The 17,620-nt window shown below is 71.8% G+C and carries 20 protein-coding genes; 2 read left to right on the top strand and 18 right to left on the bottom strand.

The genetic code is table 11. From position 1 onward, the window contains the following. The first annotated feature begins 84 nt into the window (after positions 1-84). A complete protein-coding gene (locus tag ACFWV2_RS14230) occupies positions 85-597 on the top strand; it encodes a MarR family winged helix-turn-helix transcriptional regulator (protein WP_384405258.1) in 513 nt (170 codons plus the stop codon). A 148-nt stretch (positions 598-745) separates the two neighbouring features. On the opposite strand, the gene ACFWV2_RS14225 is transcribed toward ACFWV2_RS14230, so the two are convergent. The 4 genes from ACFWV2_RS14225 to ACFWV2_RS14210 all read right to left on the bottom strand — a co-directional run bounded on the left by ACFWV2_RS14225 (position 746) and on the right by ACFWV2_RS14210 (position 9,018). After that, positions 746-1,903, bottom strand: coding sequence for a PP2C family protein-serine/threonine phosphatase (locus ACFWV2_RS14225; RefSeq protein WP_384405257.1), 1,158 nt, complete (start codon positions 1,901-1,903; stop codon positions 746-748). Between the two features lie 65 nt (positions 1,904-1,968). Further along, positions 1,969-2,337, bottom strand: a complete 369-nt coding sequence (locus tag ACFWV2_RS14220; RefSeq protein WP_360791223.1) for an STAS domain-containing protein — start codon at positions 2,335-2,337, stop codon at positions 1,969-1,971. 46 nt (positions 2,338-2,383) lie between these two features. Further along, positions 2,384-4,873, bottom strand: coding sequence for a SpoIIE family protein phosphatase (locus ACFWV2_RS14215; protein ID WP_384405256.1), 2,490 nt, complete (start codon positions 4,871-4,873; stop codon positions 2,384-2,386). Positions 4,874-4,992: 119 nt separating this feature from the next. Then, positions 4,993-9,018 carry a HAMP domain-containing protein gene (locus ACFWV2_RS14210; RefSeq protein ID WP_384405255.1) on the bottom strand — a complete coding sequence of 1,342 codons (4,026 nt, stop codon included), beginning with the start codon at positions 9,016-9,018 and terminating at the stop codon, positions 4,993-4,995. Between the two features lie 330 nt (positions 9,019-9,348). Here ACFWV2_RS14210 and ACFWV2_RS14205 point away from each other — a divergent pair, with 330 nt between their 5' ends. Then, positions 9,349-9,576 (top strand): DUF5133 domain-containing protein, encoded by a 228-nt coding sequence (locus ACFWV2_RS14205; RefSeq protein ID WP_384405254.1) that lies wholly within the window; start codon positions 9,349-9,351, stop codon positions 9,574-9,576. A 154-nt stretch (positions 9,577-9,730) separates the two neighbouring features. Here ACFWV2_RS14205 and ACFWV2_RS14200 read toward each other — a convergent pair whose 3' ends face one another. From ACFWV2_RS14200 to ACFWV2_RS14135, 14 genes are all read right to left on the bottom strand, one after another. Further along, positions 9,731-9,892: a DUF5670 family protein gene (locus ACFWV2_RS14200; RefSeq protein WP_073816292.1), complete on the bottom strand. Its 162-nt coding sequence runs from the start codon at positions 9,890-9,892 to the stop codon at positions 9,731-9,733. A 154-nt stretch (positions 9,893-10,046) separates the two neighbouring features. Next, the gene (locus tag ACFWV2_RS14195; RefSeq protein ID WP_384405253.1) at positions 10,047-10,433 is read right to left on the bottom strand and encodes a hypothetical protein; all 387 of its coding nucleotides are present in this window, start codon (positions 10,431-10,433) and stop codon (positions 10,047-10,049) included. Positions 10,434-10,473: 40 nt separating this feature from the next. Next, positions 10,474-10,749, bottom strand: a complete 276-nt coding sequence (locus ACFWV2_RS14190; protein ID WP_360791239.1) for a gas vesicle protein K — start codon at positions 10,747-10,749, stop codon at positions 10,474-10,476. Beyond that, positions 10,746-10,931: a gas vesicle protein gene (locus ACFWV2_RS14185; protein ID WP_360791242.1), complete on the bottom strand. Its 186-nt coding sequence runs from the start codon at positions 10,929-10,931 to the stop codon at positions 10,746-10,748. Before ACFWV2_RS14185 ends, ACFWV2_RS14190 begins: the two co-directional genes overlap by 4 nt. After that, complete coding sequence (locus ACFWV2_RS14180; RefSeq protein WP_384405252.1) at positions 10,928-11,797, bottom strand: GvpL/GvpF family gas vesicle protein; 870 nt, start codon at positions 11,795-11,797, stop codon at positions 10,928-10,930. The genes ACFWV2_RS14185 and ACFWV2_RS14180 overlap by 4 nt, the downstream gene beginning before the upstream one ends. Then, a complete protein-coding gene (locus tag ACFWV2_RS14175; RefSeq protein WP_360791248.1) occupies positions 11,794-12,105 on the bottom strand; it encodes a gas vesicle protein in 312 nt (103 codons plus the stop codon). The genes ACFWV2_RS14180 and ACFWV2_RS14175 overlap by 4 nt, the downstream gene beginning before the upstream one ends. A gap of 33 nt (positions 12,106-12,138) precedes the next feature. After that, on the bottom strand, positions 12,139-12,378 hold the full coding sequence (locus ACFWV2_RS14170; protein ID WP_384405251.1) for a gas vesicle protein GvpG: 240 nt from the start codon (positions 12,376-12,378) through the stop codon (positions 12,139-12,141). A 4-nt stretch (positions 12,379-12,382) separates the two neighbouring features. Beyond that, the gene (locus ACFWV2_RS14165; protein ID WP_384405250.1) at positions 12,383-13,102 is read right to left on the bottom strand and encodes a GvpL/GvpF family gas vesicle protein; all 720 of its coding nucleotides are present in this window, start codon (positions 13,100-13,102) and stop codon (positions 12,383-12,385) included. Then, entirely contained in the window at positions 13,099-13,533 is a 435-nt protein-coding gene (locus ACFWV2_RS14160; protein ID WP_384405249.1) for a gas vesicle structural protein GvpA, read from the bottom strand. The genes ACFWV2_RS14165 and ACFWV2_RS14160 overlap by 4 nt, the downstream gene beginning before the upstream one ends. A 61-nt stretch (positions 13,534-13,594) precedes the next feature. Then, positions 13,595-13,915 (bottom strand): gas vesicle protein GvpO, encoded by a 321-nt coding sequence (gvpO, locus tag ACFWV2_RS14155; protein WP_360791260.1) that lies wholly within the window; start codon positions 13,913-13,915, stop codon positions 13,595-13,597. 75 nt (positions 13,916-13,990) lie between these two features. After that, positions 13,991-14,254, bottom strand: a complete 264-nt coding sequence (locus ACFWV2_RS14150; RefSeq protein WP_384405248.1) for a GlsB/YeaQ/YmgE family stress response membrane protein — start codon at positions 14,252-14,254, stop codon at positions 13,991-13,993. 119 nt (positions 14,255-14,373) lie between these two features. Next, positions 14,374-15,639 carry a peptide ligase PGM1-related protein gene (locus tag ACFWV2_RS14145; RefSeq protein ID WP_384405247.1) on the bottom strand — a complete coding sequence of 422 codons (1,266 nt, stop codon included), beginning with the start codon at positions 15,637-15,639 and terminating at the stop codon, positions 14,374-14,376. A gap of 47 nt (positions 15,640-15,686) precedes the next feature. Next, a complete protein-coding gene (locus ACFWV2_RS14140; RefSeq protein WP_384405246.1) occupies positions 15,687-17,234 on the bottom strand; it encodes a PP2C family protein-serine/threonine phosphatase in 1,548 nt (515 codons plus the stop codon). Between the two features lie 56 nt (positions 17,235-17,290). Then, positions 17,291-17,473, bottom strand: a complete 183-nt coding sequence (locus ACFWV2_RS14135; RefSeq protein ID WP_384405245.1) for a hypothetical protein — start codon at positions 17,471-17,473, stop codon at positions 17,291-17,293. Positions 17,474-17,620: the final 147 nt, after the last annotated feature.

Here is a 17,620-nt window from a genome sequence, read left to right as displayed (position 1 = left end):
CGCCTTCTGGAGAGATGTGGAGATGACCGGTGTGTCGCACGGCCGACTTCCTCGGCCCCGGACGTCCGAGGAGTGTCGCCAGCCATGAACACCAACCCCGCCGAGTCCTCGCGGGAGCCGCAGCAGACGACGCAGGCCGCCCGCGAGCTCATCGAGCTGCTCGAGGTGCTGTGGGAGCGCGGCCGGGACATGGTGTCGTCGACACCGGTGTCGGCGTCTCAGCTGCGCGTTCTGTACAGCCTCGATCGCGAGGAGGGCATCAACCTCCGCGCCCTGGGAGAGCTGCTCGGCTCCGCGCCCCCCTCGGTGAGCCGCATGTGCGACCGTCTGGAGGCGCTGGGTTTCGTGCAGCGGCTGCCCAGCCCCGTCAGCCGTCGGCAGCTGGAGCTGCATCTGACCGTCCGGGGGAAGACGTATCTCCGTGAGCTGCGCGTCCAGCGGGAGGAAGCCCTGCTCGCGGTGATCTCGGCGATGTCGCCGACGAGCCGCAAGGCGCTCCTGCGCGGGCTCACGGGGTTCCAGGAGGCGCTGGACGAGGAGAGACCCGGCCACCCCTCAGAGGGGGTGGCGCCGCTCAAGGACGTCCGGTCCGCCTGATCTCCGTGCGCCGCCCGCTCCGTCCGGCCGCGTGCCCCATGCCCCACTTGTCATCCTCTGGTCACCTGTGACGTGATCACCATGGACACGAGCCAGGTGTTGCCCCAAGGATACAGTTGCCATTCGGCAACTGTTGCCACGGGCTGTCCTACCGTCCGTGCCAGTCCAGGCAGACGACCAGCGCGTCGTCCTCCAGTGGGGTGCCGCCGTGGTACGTGGCGAGTTCCCGCAGGACCGCCCCCGGCACCTGGGTGGGCGGCAGCAGCCTGGTCGCGGTGAGCGCGCGGGCGAGCGCCCGTTCCCCGTAGCTCTCCCCCTCGGGCGACGCGGCGTCGTACACGCCGTCGCTGCCGAACAGCAGCCGGTCCCCCGGCAGCACCGTGAACCGCTCGGGGACGTAGGAGGACTCCTCGAACATCCCCAGGGGCAGTTGCGCCTCCAGCGAGACCCTCTCGACGGAACGGCCCCGCAGGCGCCACAGGCGCGGCGAGCCGGCGTCCACGGCCTCGACCTCGCCCGTGGCGAGGTCGAAGCGCATGAGGAGCACCGAGACGTAGGCGCTGCCGCGGTACTGCGCGTACACGGCCTGGTCCGCCAGAGCCGCCTGGTCCGCGAGCCCGAGGCCGCCCCTGCGGGCGTTGCGGAGGGCGTTGATCGCGAGGTTCGTCAGGAGGGCGGCCTCGATGCCCTCCCCCATGCCGTTGGTGACCGTCAGGGTCAGCTGGTCGTCCGAGGCCGACCAGTCGTAGTTGTCCCCGAAGATGGCGTAGGCGGGTTCCAGATGCGCGCCGAGGGCGAACTCGGGGCGGGCGCAGGACAGGCCCGGAAGGAGCTGCCACTGCATCTCGGCCGCGAGCGTCATCCGGGTGGCCCGCCGCGCCAGGACGTACAGGTCCGTGTCCCGCTCGGCCACCAGGATCTCGTGGCCCAGCGCCTCGCAGAGGTGGCGCAGCTCGGGAAGGAGCGGCACGAGGTCGCTGCCCGTCGGCAGACCCACGGTGAGGACGCCCATCCGGTCGCCCCTGACCGTGACCGGCAGGTGTACGGAGACGGAGTCGGCCTCCTGTGTGACGTACGGCTCCTGGGCGCCGAAGGCACGGCCCTGCGGGCTGTCGTGGATCAGGACCTGGCGGGGCGCGTGGGGCGCGCGCCCGACGAGCTGGAGCGACCGCAGTCCGTAGTCGGCCAGCCGGAGTTCGACCCTCCGCGCGTCGTGGTGCTCCCTCAGGGCGTCCTCCACGACGCTCACGAGGAGGTGCGGAGCGGCCCGGCGCAGTGCCTGCTCGACTCCGGTGATCTCGTCCACGTGTTCCCGCTCGTCCTTCCTACGGTGTGCGGTCCCGCGTTCGGCGGGACCGCCCCGCCCTTCGTCTAGGCCGGTCTGCCGGCCGCGGCCAGCGCCTCGGCCACATCGGCGTGCAGAGGCGTCGTCAGCGTCAGACCGGTGATTTCCAGAATGCGTCGCACGGCCGGGGTCGGCGCGGCGAGGTGGAGGTCGCCCCCGGCCTGCCGCGCGTCCCGCGCCGCCCTGATCAGGACGTTGAGACCGGACGAGTCCATGAAGTCCAGCGGGGACAGGTCCAGGACCAGGTGGTGGCGGCCGTGCAGGAACTGGTTGGCCAGGTGGTGGTGGAGCTTGGTGGCCGTCTCTATGTCCAGTTCGCCGCCCACGGACAGCACCGCCGTGCCGGCGTCGCGGATCTCCACTTCGACATCCAGGTTCACTTCTCGCTCGGGCATGCTCCCTGCTTTCCACGGTGGGGGGGACGGTCGGTCGGGCATGGGGTCAGTTGACCCGCACACCGATCAGGCACGTGTCGTCGTCGGTGTCGGACTTGCTGTGCGTCAGCAGCAGGTCGAGGCGGCGTTCGAGGCTGGCCGCCGGGGCCTGGGCCGTGGCCAGCAGCTGCGCCATGGAGTCGTTCACGGAGGTGTCCCGGCGTTCGACGAGACCGTCGGTGTACATCAGCACCGTGTCCCCCGCCTCCAGCTGGACCTCGGCCTCCTCGTACTCGGCCTCGGCGAGGGCCCCGAGCAGCATGCCCCTGAGCAGCGGCAGGTTGTCCGCCTCCGCGCCCCGGACCAGGACCGGCGGGAGATGTCCCGCCCTGGCCCAGCGCAGGGTGCGGGTCTCGGGGTCGAAGATGCCGCAGACGGCGGTGGCCGTGACGTGCGCGGTGAGGTGGTGCGCCACGTTGTTCAGCCAGGACAGCAGCTGGGCGGGGCCCGCACCGGTCACGGCGAGGCCGCGCATGGCGTTGCGGAGCACGACCATCCCGGTGGCGGCCTCGATGCCGTGGCCCGCGATGTCCCCGACGCACAGCAGTATCTTCTTGGACGGCAGCACGACGGCGTCGTACCAGTCGCCGCCGACGAGGGACTCGGTCTCGGCGGGCCGGTAGCGCACGGCGACGTCCAGGCCCGGGGCGTCCAGCGGGGGCTTGGTCGGCGGCATGATGGCGTGCTGCAGCTGGAGGGCGAGGCGGTTGCGCTCCGCCGACTCCTGCTCCGTCACCGCGAGTTGGTCCCGGGTGGCCGCGAGAGCGACCTCGGTCCAGTGCTGCGCGGAGATGTCCTGGTAGGCGCCGCGCACGGCGAGGAGCTGCTCGGCGGCGTCGAGGGCGGGTTCGGCGATCACCCGGATGTGGCGGGTGACCCCGTCCTGGCGCAGCATGCGGAAGGCCGTCGAGCTCGGCCGCCGCTGGTGCAGCACGGCCCGCAGGAAACGGCCGATGGCGACCGCGTCGTCGGGGTGGGCGTGGGCGGCGAGGTCGCGCAGGGCGACCGGCGGCTCGGTGACGTCCCGGCCGAACAGCTCGAAGAGCTGTCCGTTCCAGGAGATCTCCCCGGTCAGGACGTCCTCCTCGAAACCGCCGATGCGGCCGAGGCGCTGGGCGTGCTGCAGCAGGCTCGCGAGCCGGGCGGACTCGTCCTCGATCCGCCAGATGAGAAGGACGCTGTCACCGTGACGGCTGATGCTGATGTCGGCCACGGACGACACCGGCACCTGGTCCACGAGGGCGGTCATCCGGGTCCGCCGGGCGCGGAAGGGCTCCCCGGTGGCGTAGACGCGCTCGATCTGTTCGAAGAGTTCGCTCTCGCCGGCCGTCGCGGGGTACGCCTCCAGGAGCAGGGTTCCGTCGACGGCGCTCCGGGAGCGGCCCGCCGGGTCCTGGAAGTGCGCGTTGGCGTGGCGGATGCGGAAGTCCCGTAGACGGCCGTCGTCGTCCAGATACGGGGAGAGGACCAGGGCGGGGTCGTAGAGCCCGTCGGCGATCTCCACCAGCTCCGCCGACCGGTCGAGGTCGGGCGGGAACGGCCGTACCGGCGCCGACCGATCGGGAAGGGTCTCGATGGTGTGGGCACACAGTTCGGCCAGGGCCTCGATCTGTCGCTCCACGGCTGAGGGCTGGGGGTCCAGCGGCCGGGGCCAGCAGATCTCCAGGACGCCGTGGATACGGCCACCGGTTCCGGCGGGGACCACCACCCGGCCCCCCTCGGGATGACGCGCGCGGCCGATCGAGGGGATGCCGACGGCTCCGAACGAGGGGAACCAGACGGTACGGCGCTCGGTGAGCGCCTGCCGGGCCGCCGTGGCCACGCCGGGCGGTACGTAGCGCCAGCGGGCCGGCTCGTCGGCACCGAAGCCCGCGTGGCCGCAGAGGGTCAGCGAGGCGTCGGGGCCGGTCGTCCAGATGGCGACGGCGCTGGCGCCCAGGGGCGCGAGAGCGTGCTCCAGCAGGGACTCGGCGACGGCCTGGCTGTCCCCCGCGTTGAGCGCGGCGCTCTCGGCCGTCCGCAGGCGCACGGCGACCGAGGCGTCGGGCCCGGTGCCCGCACCGGGTTCGCCGGGCTCGCCGACGGCCCGTCGGACGAATTCGCCGGCGGCCTCGGCGACCCGGTCGTGGGCGGCCTGGTTGATGACGTCCGCGGCCAGTTCCAGCTGCGAGAGCCCGGCCTGCTCGGCCAGCTCGGCGAGCTGCCGCGCCGCCTGGGCGGGCCCGCACCCGAGCCGCTCGACGATGACTCCCTTGGCGAGCTCGATCAGCGCACGCCCCTCGGCGGCGGCGTGCGCCGCGCGTACCTCCTCGCGCAGCCGCTCCACCGTCGCGGCCAGCCGCCCCACGGTGGAGTGGTCCTCCTCCGGCGGGCGGGCCTCCGTCGGGATGCCGGGCCGTCGCGGGGAGGGGGCGGCGGGCAGCATGGCCCCGGGCGGCGTCGGAGCAGCCCCGGGGGGACCGGCGGCAGGAGCGCCGTGGACGTGGGGAGCGCTCATGACGGGGACTCCTCGGATACGGCGGCCCGGGGCCGCGGGACGGATGGGGACGGGGTGCGCCCCGGCGGGCGGAGGGCCCGCCGGGCGGCGTGGAACGGTCCGGTGGAGGGACCCATGGACTATCCCTCGTTCAGCCACCGGTGGATGCAGGCGATGAGCTCGTCGGCGTCGACCGGCTTGGTCACGTAGTCGCTGGCACCCGAGGCCAGGCTCTTCTCACGGTCCCCCGGCATGGCCTTCGCGGTGACCGCGATCAGGGGCAGTCCGGCGTGCGCGGGCATCTGCCTGATCTTGGAGGTGGCCGTGTAGCCGTCCATCTCGGGCATCATGACGTCCATCAGGACGAGGTCGATCTCGGGGTGCGCGGTGAGCGCCTCGATCCCCTCGCGGCCGTTCTCGGCGTGCAGGACGTTGATGCCGTGGAGTTCCAGGATGCCGCTGAGGGCGTAGAGGTTGCGGGCGTCGTCGTCGACGACCAGCACCGTGCGGCCCTGCAGGGTGGTGTCGATGTTCTGCGGCGTCGGCGGCCGGTGCTCGCCGCGCATCAGGGGCACGACGTCGCCCGGCTGGTCGGCGGACAGGTGCAGGGCGATCCGCTCGCGCAGTTCGTCGAGGCTGGAGAGCAGTTCGAGGGGACGCTGGCGGGCCAGCGCCTGGAGAGCCCGCTCCTGTTCGTCGGCGAGCCTGCGGTTGTTGTGGGCGAGCACCGGGACGGTGCGCAGGGCCTCGTCCCCGGTCATGGCGTCGAGGAAACGCAGGGCCTCGCCGTGGGCCATGTCGACGTCCAGCACGACGCAGTGGAACGGCTGGGTGGCGAGGGCGGACGCGGCCTCCTGGGGTCCCACGACCGCGATCAGCTCGATGTCCTCCCGGTCGGCGTGGGCGCGGTCGGCGGTCAGCTCCGTGACGGCGTTCTCGGCGACGAGGGAGAGCAGCCCGCGCGGGCGCTCCTCGATCACGAGGAGGCGCCTGGTCTGCCGCGCCTGCGGGGCGGCCGGCAGGGCGGGGCGGGCGGCGGGGGCACCCTCGCCGAGTTCCTCGTGGCCCGGGTCCTGCTCGGACACGGCCGCCTGGTCCTGGGCGGACTGCTCCTTGAGGTCGGCACGGGCGACGGGCAGGTACAGCGTGAAGGTGCTGCCGACGCCGGGCTCGCTCTCGGCCGTGAGGGCGCCACCGAGCAGGTGGGCGATCTCACGGCTGATGGACAGACCGAGGCCGGTGCCGCCGTACTTCCTGTTGGTCGTGCCGTCCGCCTGCTGGAAGGCGCCGAAGATGGCCTCCAGGTGCTGGGCCGGGATGCCGATGCCGGTGTCCTTGACCCGGAAGGCGACCACGCTGCCGCCGCGGTGGACCATCGAGGGCAGTTCGTCGTCGGACGCGGGCTCGATGACCAGCTCGACGCTGCCGCGCTCGGTGAACTTGACGGCGTTGGAGAGCAGGTTGCGCAGCACCTGCCGCAGCCGGGTGTCGTCGGTGACCAGGTCGCCGGGGGCGCCCGGGGCGGTGGAGACGGTGAAGGCGAGGCTCTTCTGCGTGATGAGCGGGCGGAACGTCGCCTCGACGTAGTCGAGGAGCCGGCGCAGCTCCACCCGTTCCGGGTTGAGGTCCATCTTCCCGGCCTCGACCTTGGACAGGTCGAGGATGTCGTTGATGAGCTGGAGGAGGTCGGAGCCGGCCGAGTGGATGATGCCGGCGTACTCGACCTGCTTGGCCGTGAGGTTGCGGGTCGGGTTCTGCGCGAGCAGCTGGGCGAGGATCAGCAGGCTGTTGAGCGGGGTGCGCAGCTCGTGGCTCATGTTGGCCAGGAACTCGGACTTGTACTTCGAGGCCAGGGAGAGCTGCTGGGCCCGGTCCTCGAGTTCCTGCCGGGCCTGCTCGATCTCCAGGTTCTTGGCCTCGATGTCCCGGTTCTGCGAGGCGAGCAGGGCCGCCTTGTCCTCCAGCTCGGCGTTGGAGCGCTGCAGCTCGACCTGCTGGACCTGGAGTTCCTCGGAGCGGGCCTGCAGCTCGCCGGCGAGCCGCTGGGATTCGCCGAGCAGTTCGTCGGTACGGGCGTTGGCGACGATCGTGCTGACGTTGACGCCCACCGTCTCCATGAGCTGCTCCAGGAAGTCCCGGTGCACGGAGGTGAAGGGGGTGAAGGACATCAGCTCGATGACGCCGAGGACCTGGTCCTCGACCACGATCGGCAGCACGATCAGGCTGCCGCGCGCCGTCCGGCCGAGTCCGGAGGAGATGGAGACGTAGTCGTCGGGGACGTCCTCGGCGGCGATGGTACGGCGACTGCGGGCGGCCTGGCCGACGAGGGACTCGCCGAGCTTGAACCGGTCGTGGCCGGAGCTGTCCACGGGGCGGCCGTAGGAGCCGACGAGTCCCAGTTCGACGCCTGTCTCACCGTCCTCCGCGAGGTAGAAGGCGCCGTACTGGGCGGAGACGAGCGGGGTCAGCTCGTCCATGACGAGCTCGGCGACGACAGCCAGGTCGCGGTGGCCCTGCATGAGGGCGGAGATCCGGGCCAGGCTGGACTTGAGCCAGTCCTGTTCCTGGTTGGCGCGGGTCGTCTCGCGCAGCGAGCCGACCATCGAGTTGATGTTGTCCTTGAGTTCGGCCACCTCGCCCGAGGCGTCGACGGTGATCGAGCGGGTGAGGTCGCCCTCGGCGACCGCGCTCGCGACCTCGGCGATGGCGCGGACCTGACGGGTGAGGTTCCCGGCCAGTTCGTTGACGTTCTCGGTGAGGCGCTTCCAGGTGCCGGAGACGCCCTCGACCTCGGCCTGGCCGCCGAGGCGGCCCTCGCTGCCGACCTCACGGGCGACACGGGTCACCTCGGCGGCGAACGAGGACAGCTGGTCCACCATCGTGTTGATGGTGGTCTTCAGCTCCAGGATCTCGCCGCGTGCGTCGACGTCGATCTTCTTGGAGAGGTCGCCGTTGGCGACGGCGGTGGTGACCTGGGCGATGTTGCGGACCTGGCCGGTCAGGTTGTTCGCCATGGAGTTGACGTTGTCGGTGAGGTCCTTCCAGGTGCCGGCCACGTTCGGCACCCGCGCCTGGCCTCCGAGGCGGCCCTCGGTGCCGACCTCACGGGCGACACGGGTCACCTCGTCGGCGAAGGCCGACAGGGTGTCGACCATGGTGTTGATGGTGTCGGCGAGCGCGGCGACCTCGCCCTTCGCCTCCACGGTGATCCTGCGGGAGAGGTCTCCGCGGGCCACGGCGGTCGCGACCTGCGCGATCGAGCGCACCTGGCCGGTGAGGTTGGACGCCATGACGTTGACGTTGTCGGTGAGGTCCTTCCAGGTGCCCGAGGCGCCCCGGACGGTGGCCTGGCCGCCCAGGTTGCCCTCCGTGCCGACCTCGCGGGCCACGCGCGTGACCTCGGCGGCGAACGCCGACAGCTGGTCCACCATCGTGTTGATGGTGGTCTTCAGCTCCAGGATCTCGCCGCGGGCGTCGACGTCGACCTTCTTGGAGAGGTCTCCGGTGGCCACGGCGGTGGCGACGTGCGCGATGGCGCGGACCTGCGCGGTGAGGTTTCCGGCCATGGAGTTGACGGAGTCGGTGAGGTCGCGCCAGGTGCCGGAGACGCCCTTGACGTCGGCCTGACCGCCGAGGATTCCCTCCGTACCGACGTCACGGGCCATGCGCGTGACCTCGTCGGCGAAGGAGGAGAGCTGGTCGACCATCGTGTTGATGGTGTTCTTGAGCTCCAGGATCTCGCCGCGGGCGTCGACGTCGATCTTCTGCGAGAGGTCGCCCTTGGCGACGGCGGTGGCGACCTGGGCGATGTCACGGACCTGCGTGGTGAGGTTTCCGGCCATCGCGTTCACCGAGTCGGTCAGATCCGCCCACGTGCCGGACACTCCGGGCACCTCGGCCTGTCCGCCCAGGGTGCCCTCCGTGCCCACCTCGCGGGCGACTCGCGTCACCTCGGAGGTGAAGAGGGAGAGCTGGTCGACCATGCCGTTGAAGACGGACGAGATCTCGCCCATCAGCCCGTTCGCCTCGTCGGGCAGACGGGTGCCGAAGTCTCCGTCCCGGACGGCGGTGAGACCGGCCAGGAGCTGCCGCAGCTCGGACTCCCCCACAGCGGCCGGCCCCGGCCGCCGCGCGGCCGAGGAGCCCTCGATCATCGTCTCAGACATGCCTCATCCTCGTTTGCTCGCCAGGCACCCGCTGAGGGGTACCACGGTCACGGACGGTGCCGGACCGCCGCCCCTCCCGTACGGCTCCGGCCTCGACCGTTGCCGTACGGCAATAAAGACGACACTACCTCGCTGTGATCGGCGCGAGGAGAGCGGCTGGGGATCAAGCGGCCTGAACGAGCCGCCCCACCCGGAGCCTCCCCCCCCCTCGCCTCACGGAGGCGTACCTGCCCAGGCCGCCCCGCGTCAACCCGCATGGATCCGAGGAGGAGGGGTACACGGCGCTGCGAACCGGGCGGTCGGCGCCCTGACGGCGAGGGGAGACGCACTGTGTTGATGGCCCATCCCGCGGTGTTGAGCAATCTGATCGAGCAGTACGAGACGCTGCGGGTGCTGCACGCGGAGAACGGCGGCACCGAGGTGCGGCGGCGCATGGACGACCTCGCCTACACACTGTGCGTCTCCACGGGCACCCGTGACGTGGACACCGCACTGATAGCCGCCCGCCATCGCCTGCCCGGCGCCCGCCCGGAGGACGACTCGGTCCTGATGGCCTGATCTCGACAGAGTCGAACCCGGCACGATCCCTCGAAGGAGGCTCGTGCCGGGTTCGTCCGTTGTCCGGTTCATCCGAACAGCAGACGACCGCGCCCGCCGCCGATGTGTCGGCTGCGGGCGCGGTCGTCCTACCGCGAGGGCGGTGCGGGGTGGCCTACCAGCGGTACCAGCGGCCACTGCCGCCCTTCGGCCGGGCCACGAAGCCCAGCAGCCAGAGGACGAGCACGATCACGGCGATCCACCAGAGGGCCTTCACCGCGAAACCGGCACCGAACAGGATCAGGGCCAGCAGCAGAACCAACAGCAGGGGAACCATGTGTCACAACCTCCGGAATTTCTTCTTCAACCGTTCCCGTTCACTCCCTTCCCTTGAAAGGGATTCCTCGGGAACGGGTCTCACATCAATCGGGCGAAACGTTTCCTTTTCGGCGGCCGGGAAATTCGATCGCTCTTTCCCGGATCACCCCGTGTCAGAGGCGGACGCCGATGAGCCGGGAGACCGGGCCGCGGGAACGGAGTCCCGACCGGCGTCCCAGCGCGTACGCGCCGGTGATCGCGGCCGCCGCGCTGACGGCGGCACTGCTCGTGATCGCCTTGCGGGCGCGTACGACGGTCAACAGCGTCCCCCCGGTGCCACGGACGGCGTGAACGGCCGCCAGGGTCTTCTCGGCGAGAGGAGCGGGAAGCGCGGTCAGCGTCCCGGTGGCCGCTGCCCCGCTCTTCTCCGCCGTCTGCGCGGTCTTCTTGGCCGCGTTCGAGGCGCGGCTCGTTCCGTTGCGCGTGCCGGTGCTTTCCGAAGCGGCACGCGAATTGTTCCGACCGGACGGGGTCTCGTTGCTCTTCTCCGATGCACTCATGGACTTCGTGTAGCCGCACTCGGCCGGAACAAACCCTCTTTCACAGGAGTTTGCCGAGCGGACCGAGATCGATATTGAGGTCCTCCGGTTCGAGGCCGAACCGGTCGCGCAGCAGTCCCATCCGGTCCTCGAGGAGCATGAGGGTCAGGCCGAGCCGTTCCTCCTGCTCCTCCGTGAGATCGCCCACCTCGACCCGCCGCAGGGCCTGGCGCTCCATCAGCTGGCGCAGCAGCTCGATGACGGTCAGGACCAGGCAGGCGAGGTCGCGTTCGACGGTGTCGGGGTCGAGTTCCACCCGTCGGGGCTGGGTCGTCACGGTGTCACCTGCTTCCACGGGGAGGGCACGGCGTCGCCGACGGAGCTGATGAGCGCCTTCAGGTCGACGCGGACGAGGTCGACGTCGGCGATCGTCAGGGTGATGTCGCCGGCGAGGACCACGCCCCCGGCGAGGAGCCGGTCGAGGAGGTCGACCAGGGCGATCTCCCGCTGGTCGATCATCGGCCCGGCCCTTCGTCGGTCTGGGCGCCTGTGACCTCGGTCTCGGACCCGGTGGCGTCGCCTCCGGTCCCTGTGACGTCGGTCTCGGTCCGGGTGAACGAGTAGGGCACCCAGGGGCCGGTGATCTGCACGCGCAGGCCCGCGTGGAGGTCCTCGGGGCGGGTGACCGAGTCCAGGAACTCCTGCCGCCTCTCGTCAGGCACGAGGTAGGCGGCGTTGAAGACGTTCCTGCCCGGCCCCTCGGACAGGCGGGCCTGCTGGGGCGGGTGCAGCACCGTCTCCGCCGCCACGCCCGCGAGGAGCTCGTGCAGCTCCCGCGCGGTCCTGGCCGCCGTGTCGTCGACGTCCTGGCGGGCCCGCCGGTCGCCCAGCCGACGCCGCAGGTAGTCGCGACCGGACCCTCCGGACGCCGGGGGGCCGTCGGCGGTGGTCGCCGGCGCGGTGCCTACGGACGGCTCGTCGACGTACAGCTTGACGCCCCACTCGTGGGCGCCGGTCAGGCGGTCGATGGTCTCCGACAGACGGTCGCCGCCCTCGTCGAGGAGACGGCGCACGCCCGGCTCGCCACGGCAGACGGTGGCGAGCCGCAGTGGCACGGTGGTGACGTGGCTGCCCGCGGCGGCGACCACCCGGTGGTGGGCCCTGGCCACTCCCGCGAGCCAGTCCAGGTCCTCAAGGCGCGCCCGCAGGGGCGCTTCGTCGAAGTCGGCCGCCGGGACCTCTTCGACGAGGGCCGTCAGACCCCGGTGCGTGACGGTCGTCAGGCCCGCGCCCAGGGTCTCGTCGGCCGGCGGGCCGGGAGGCGGCCCGGTGGTGGCGGAGGACCGGACGACGGCGTACACGTACAGCAGTGATTCGTCGTTCATGACTCCTGCCTCGCCTCCAGTTCGGCGATGCGGCGGCGCAGCTCCTCGTTCTCCTTGCCGAGTTCGTTGCGGCGGGCTCCGGACGACAGGGCGGGGTCCTGCTCCCACCAGTCGATGCCCATCTCCTTGGCACGGTCGACCGACGCCACGACGAGCCGCAGCTTGATGGTGAGCAGTTCGATGTCGAGGAGGTTGATGCGGATGTCCCCGGCGATCACCACGCCCTTGTCGAGGACGCGTTCCAGGATGTCGGCGAGGTTGGCCGACTGGTCGTCATGCGGACGCGGAAGCCCGGACGGCATCGTCATACGGTGTCCTCCTCGTCTCTTCGCGGGTGGGGGTCATCGGAAGTCGCGCCGCGCCGTTTCCAGTCGGGCCAGGAGGTCGTCCTCGCGGCGGTCGAACTCCTCCTCGTCGATCTCGCCGGCCTCGAACGCGGCGACGAGGCCGGCGAGTTCGCGGTGGACGACCTCAGGGTCGTAGTACTCCCGTTCCGCGACCTCGACGACCTGACGCAGCACCCAGGCGGTGCCCCGCACCGGCGCGGCCGGCAGCAGGAGGACCTCCTTGAGCAGTCCCATGGAGTCACTCCGTCTCGACGAAGCTGTACACGGGGAGGGGCCCCGTCACCTGCTCCTTGAGGTGCTCGTGCTCCTGGGCGAGGGCGCGCACGGCGCCGAGGAACTCGTCCTGCCGGTCGCGGTCCACGAGGAACGACAGGTTGGCCAGCCAGCCGCTGCCCTCCGGTCCGCGCACCACGGCCGCCGCGTACGGCGTGAGGGCCTGCTCGACGAGCGCCGCGTCGGTCTTCTCCCGCTCGGCGACGGCCCGCGCGACCAGCTCTCCGAAGGCGAGCTTCTCCTCGTGCGTGGCACCGCCCGCCGCGCGCTGGGCGGCGTGCCGGGCCAGCAGGGCGGGGTCCCCGGCGAGCACGACATGGAGGACGGCCTCCTCGTCGTGGTAGACCTTGACGTTGAACTCCTCCTTGCCGTCGAGCTTCTTCAGCCGCTCCACGTAGCGGTCGTGGTGCTCCTCGAGGATGGCGGCGACGGTCTCGTCGTCGGGCGAGACCCCGCCGAACCGCAGCGGCAGCACCGGGCCGTCCTTGCCGGCGGTGATCACCACGTGCTGGTGCGCCAGCAGATCGCGGCGCTTGGCCTTCAGCTCGGGCGGCGCGTCGCTGCACAGGGCGACCAGGTCGCCGCTCCGGACGGTGCGTACGGGCCGCGGGGGGCTGCCGATGCCCTCGATCGGCTCGGGCAGCTTCCGGTCGGCGGGGGCGATGCCGTAGACGTAGGTGCTCATTCCTTCTCCTCCCGGCGGGTCGAGGTGCGGCGGCGCGAGCTGCCGCTGCTGGTGGCCTTCTCCTCCGGCTCGTCGTCACGCGACAAGGCGTCGGAGATGGTCTGCGCGGCGCCGCTCAGCGCGCCCTTGGTCTTGCCCCGGGCGCCGGACTCGGTCATGTCACCGACCAGGTCGGGCAGTCCGGGGTTCTTGCGGGGACCGGCTTCCAGGTCGAGGCGGTTGCAGGCCTCGGCGAAGCGCAGATAGGTGTCGACGCTCGCCACGACGACGCGGACGTCGATCTTCAGGATCTCGATGCCGACCAGGGAGACGCGCACGAACGCGTCGATCACCAGGCCTCGGTCCAGCACCAGTTCCAGTACGTCGTACAGACCGCTGGAGCCACCTCCGGAGGTGGCCGGAGCGGCGGTCTGGGTAGGAACGACAGTCATCTCTCTGGGTCTCCCTCTCGTCTCGGGACGGACGGGTACGGGAAGGGCGGAGCCGCGTCACTCAGCGGCGGTCCGCCCGCCCCCGCTCGTAGCGGCGGGTGCGCCGGTAGCCGATGAGGTGCCCGCTGGGGTCGGCTTCGACCTCGTACGAGGCGAGCAGGCTCATCGTGTCCGGTACGCGCTCCAGTTCGAGGACCTCGACCGTCAGGTGCCAGTCGCCGTCCTCACCGCGTCCGCAGGAGCTGACGGCCTCCGCCCGCTGGTTCAGGAGAAGCGCGAGCTGCTCCATCGCCGTCCGGATGACCTCGGCCACCGGTGGCGGCCGTTCCGCCTCCGTCCGCGCGGCCTTGCTGTCCGTCCCGCTTTCCGATGAATGGGCCATGACTTTCTCCTTTCTCGTGTTGCCGGGTGTTCCGTTCCCAAACAGGTTGAAACGTCCGGCAGTTGTAGGGTGAGGTCAGCGCAGGGCCTTCACCTGCGACAGCGCCGCGACGCCGAGGACGGCGAGCAGCACCTGTGCCAGCCACTCCGTCCAGTCGGGCCCGGAGGTGTCGGAGAGCCCCACCATCCGGGCGATCGCCGTACCCACCAACGCGGCGGCGATGCCGACGACGAGGGTCCACAGCACCCCGATGTGTTGGCGCCCGGGGACGAGGAACCGCCCCAGCGCGCCGACGACCGTTCCGATGAGCAGCGCGCTGAGCACGCCTGAGATCTCCACCGTCGCCTCCCCGGCCTCTGGACAACGCCCTTCGGCCCGCCTGCCCCACGCGCGCCACTCCACGCACGGTCGGCGCATCTGATGGCTCGGCAGGTGTCCCCCGCGTCGGTGACGGTGCGTCAGGAAGTGCGGGTCAAGGAGGATCGCAGGAGTTCCTCGTACCGCGCCACGCCGTCGGGGTCGGCCGCGACCACCGCGTAACGCCAGGTCAGGCCGTCCGCCGGCGCACCGGCGTACAGCACGATCCCCTCGCCGCGCGCGCGGTCGAAGTCGATCCGGCCGGCGCGCAGCCGGTCCACGGCCTCCTCGAAGGAGTACGGCGCCGGTGCCCGGAGGCGGCCCGTCGCCCAGGTCGGGTCAGCGGTCCCGGCGAGACGGGCCACCATGGCCCGCGGGGTGGTGGTGGCCGTGCGCCGCACGTTGCTCTCGCCCGCGTGGAGCCGGCCGTCGGCGGACACCATCGCGTCGACGCTGAACGGCCCCGCGTAGCCGTGGTCCGTCAGGAAGCCGCCCAGGGCGCGACCCCACGACTCCAGCGTCGGCGCGCACTGTGCCACGGGGGCGGGCAGGGGTGACAGATAGCCCGTGAAAGAGCCCTCCACGGTCCGCATCTCACCGCTGAACAGCGACCTCGGTCCGTCGGGGCCCGTCTCCAACTGGACGCTCACCGACCGCGCCACGTCGATCTCCTCCTCGACGACCCACAGTCCGTCCGCCCCGCCGACCGGGGCGAGGGCGTCCGCGGCCCACGGGCCGTCCGCGGAGGAGAGGAAGAGCAGACCGTGCCCCCCGGCGGACCTGTCGGGCTTGACCACGACCCGTTCGTGCGAGCCCAGCAACTCCTCGACGACCCCCGCCACCTCGTCGCGGCGGCAGACGCGGCCGTCCGGCAGCAGCATGCCGAGGGCCCGTGCCGTACGCCGGAAGCCGGCCTTCGTGTTGAGCAGTCTGGTCACGTCGAGCGCGGTCTCGGCCGCGTCGGCGGAGGCGTACGGCGCCACGGTCGTCCCGAGGCCGCGGGCGAGACCGATCGCCGCCGCGTCCAGGGCCGTGGGGAGGACGGCTGCCACGGGGCGGCCGGCGGCTGCCCGGCGCACCGCCTCGACGGCCGCGGGGTACGGGGCCGGCCGCCCCGCCGACACGAAGCCGTCGGGGAGCGTGAGGACCGTCACCGAGCCCCGGGGAACGCCGGTCAGGGCGCAGGCGTACTGCAGGAACGCCTCCCCGACCGGCACCGGGGTCACGAGGATGTCTCCCGCGCGCAGCAACCACGCCTCGCGGGGTGCCTGCTCCGCCCAGGCGCCGAGGACCTCGCGCTGTTCCAGGTCCACCGCCAGATCGGAGACGAGGTTCGCGTAGAGGACCTGGGGGCCGGGCCTGTCCATGCGGGTCCTCTCGCGTCGTGAGCGGGGTGGGGGTCGGGGGTTCGCGGTCAGACGCTGATGTGCAGGACGCAGATGTCGTCGCGCCGGGTGTCCGGGTCGACGAGGGTGTCGAGCACGTCGTCGAGGAGGTGGTCGCTTCCGCTGTGCTCGACCGCCGTACGGGCCAGGCGGGCGAGACCGTCGTCGAGGAGCTGCCCGGGGGCCTCGACCAGGCCGTCGGTGAAGAAGAGCAGATGGTCTCCGGGCACCAGCCGGATGGTGGACGAGTCGTAGCGCGTCCCGGTCGTGGCGCCCAGGAGGACGCCGTGGGGGGACGGCAGGTAGCGGGCCTCGCCCTGGCGCAGGAGCAGCGGCGGCAGGTGGCCTGCCTGCACCCAGGTGAGGAGTTCCGTATCGGGCTCGTACCGCGCCATGATCACCGTGGCGGTGTTGAACGCGCGCTCCGCGCTGTGCCACAGGAGCGTGTTGAGACGGGCGAGGATCGTGGCGAGGGGCGTCCCGGTGATCGCCATGCCCTTGGCGGTGAACCGCAGCTGGGCCATGGTGGCCACCGCGTCGAGCCCGTGCCCGGCGACGTCGCCGACGACGAGCAGGGCGCTGCCGTCTGGCAGCTCGATGGCGCTGTACCAGTCCCCTCCGACGTTCAGGCCCTCCTGGTGGGGCTGGTAGGCCACGTCGACGGTGAGGCCGGCCAGACACAGCGACTGCTGCGGAAGGGGCAGCAGTGCGTGCTCGAGTCGCGCGGCGAGGGCGCGCTCGGCCGCGAGGCGCCCCTGCTGGGCCAGGGCGGTTCGCTCGTGCCCGAGGAGTCGCTCCTCGGCCCGCGTCCTGGCGGTGAGGTCCAGGAAGAAGCCGTGGACCTCCACGGGCGAACCGAGGACGTCGACGTCGGCCTCCGCGACGAGCCGGACGTGCCGGACCTCCCCGTCGGCCGTGCCGACGCGGAAGGTGAGGTCGAGGGCCCGGCCGTCCCGGACGAGGCGCCGGATGTCCTTGCCGAGGGCTGGCCGGTCACCGGCCACGACGTGCCGTGGCAGCTCCTCCAGTGTCAGCGGGCCGAGGGAGGGGTCCCGGTCGAAGATGTCGTAGACGTGTTCCGACCAGGTGACGGTGGAGCGGACGAGGTCCCAGTTCGCCCAGCCCATGTTCCCCAGGCGCTGCATCACCTCAAGGCGGCTCTGCTCGCGCTCCCCACTGTCGAGGCGTACCCAGGAGACGATGAGCCCCCCGCGGAAGGCGGACGCGCGGACGGTGAAGCGGGAGCGGTGGGGAATGCCCGCGAGCACCTCCTCGTACGCGAACGGCTCGCCGTCGTAGCGGGCGCCGCCCTCCAGCGCCTCGAGGTATCCGCGCCACAGGGCGGTGCCCCGGACGGTCGGGTACGTCTCGACGACGCTGACTCCCACCAGTTCCTTGCCTCTGCGGCCCGCGATGTCCACGGCGTCGTGCGAGGCCGCCTCGACCCGGAAGTCCTCCACCTCGCCGTCCGCTCCGTGGAGCGGGACGAGGAAGGTCACCGAGCCGGGGAGGCCGTCCAGCAGTTCCTGGACGACGCACGCCACGGGGGCGGTGGCTCGCGCTCCTTCGGCCGTCATGGAACGAGCATCCCACGGGAGGAGGGGACGGCCCGTCGAGGTGGTGCCGGGCGCGCTCACCCGTTCGGTCCGTGGGACGTCACGACACGGAGCGTACGGAGGGCGGTACGGGCCGCGTCCGGGGCGAGCGGCGCGCCGTCGTCGGAGCCGCCGCCCGGCAGCGACGGCCCGTCCGCCCCGTCGTTGTGGCGCCGGACCCCCGGCAGGGCCGCCCGTGCCGGGACACGTGACTGGTCCATCGTTCCTCCCATGTGCCGGACGGCGCGGGTCAGGGGCCGCCCCCGGCAGTGGAGGCGGCCCGCTCTGGTTCACCACGCGTCTAGCCCGTGGCGGCCACCGGAAACATGGCGGACGCCGACCGGACGTGCCCGGACAGATGTGCGGGG

The organism is Streptomyces sp. NPDC058671 (assembly GCF_042716475.1).
Lineage (GTDB): Bacteria > Actinomycetota > Actinomycetes > Streptomycetales > Streptomycetaceae > Streptomyces.
This window is presented reverse-complemented; position numbering and strand designations above follow the sequence as displayed.

Excerpts from the sequence above, each read along its gene's own strand:
- gvpO (WP_360791260.1), bottom strand. The coding sequence starts at position 13,915 with ATGGCCCATTCATCGGAAAGCGGGACGGACAGCAAGGCCGCGCGGACG.
- ACFWV2_RS14220 (WP_360791223.1), bottom strand. The coding sequence starts at position 2,337 with ATGCCCGAGCGAGAAGTGAACCTGGATGTCGAAGTGGAGATCCGCGAC.
- ACFWV2_RS14230 (WP_384405258.1), top strand. The coding sequence starts at position 85 with ATGAACACCAACCCCGCCGAGTCCTCGCGGGAGCCGCAGCAGACGACG.
- ACFWV2_RS14160 (WP_384405249.1), bottom strand. The coding sequence starts at position 13,533 with ATGACTGTCGTTCCTACCCAGACCGCCGCTCCGGCCACCTCCGGAGGT.
- ACFWV2_RS14170 (WP_384405251.1), bottom strand. The coding sequence starts at position 12,378 with ATGGGACTGCTCAAGGAGGTCCTCCTGCTGCCGGCCGCGCCGGTGCGG.
- ACFWV2_RS14140 (WP_384405246.1), bottom strand. The coding sequence starts at position 17,234 with ATGACGGCCGAAGGAGCGCGAGCCACCGCCCCCGTGGCGTGCGTCGTC.
- ACFWV2_RS14210 (WP_384405255.1), bottom strand. The coding sequence starts at position 9,018 with ATGTCTGAGACGATGATCGAGGGCTCCTCGGCCGCGCGGCGGCCGGGG.
- ACFWV2_RS14200 (WP_073816292.1), bottom strand. The coding sequence starts at position 9,892 with ATGGTTCCCCTGCTGTTGGTTCTGCTGCTGGCCCTGATCCTGTTCGGT.
- ACFWV2_RS14175 (WP_360791248.1), bottom strand. The coding sequence starts at position 12,105 with ATGACGATGCCGTCCGGGCTTCCGCGTCCGCATGACGACCAGTCGGCC.
- ACFWV2_RS14165 (WP_384405250.1), bottom strand. The coding sequence starts at position 13,102 with ATGAGCACCTACGTCTACGGCATCGCCCCCGCCGACCGGAAGCTGCCC.
- ACFWV2_RS14135 (WP_384405245.1), bottom strand. The coding sequence starts at position 17,473 with ATGGACCAGTCACGTGTCCCGGCACGGGCGGCCCTGCCGGGGGTCCGG.
- ACFWV2_RS14145 (WP_384405247.1), bottom strand. The coding sequence starts at position 15,639 with ATGGACAGGCCCGGCCCCCAGGTCCTCTACGCGAACCTCGTCTCCGAT.
- ACFWV2_RS14195 (WP_384405253.1), bottom strand. The coding sequence starts at position 10,433 with ATGAGTGCATCGGAGAAGAGCAACGAGACCCCGTCCGGTCGGAACAAT.
- ACFWV2_RS14185 (WP_360791242.1), bottom strand. The coding sequence starts at position 10,931 with ATGATCGACCAGCGGGAGATCGCCCTGGTCGACCTCCTCGACCGGCTC.
- ACFWV2_RS14180 (WP_384405252.1), bottom strand. The coding sequence starts at position 11,797 with ATGAACGACGAATCACTGCTGTACGTGTACGCCGTCGTCCGGTCCTCC.
- ACFWV2_RS14215 (WP_384405256.1), bottom strand. The coding sequence starts at position 4,873 with ATGAGCGCTCCCCACGTCCACGGCGCTCCTGCCGCCGGTCCCCCCGGG.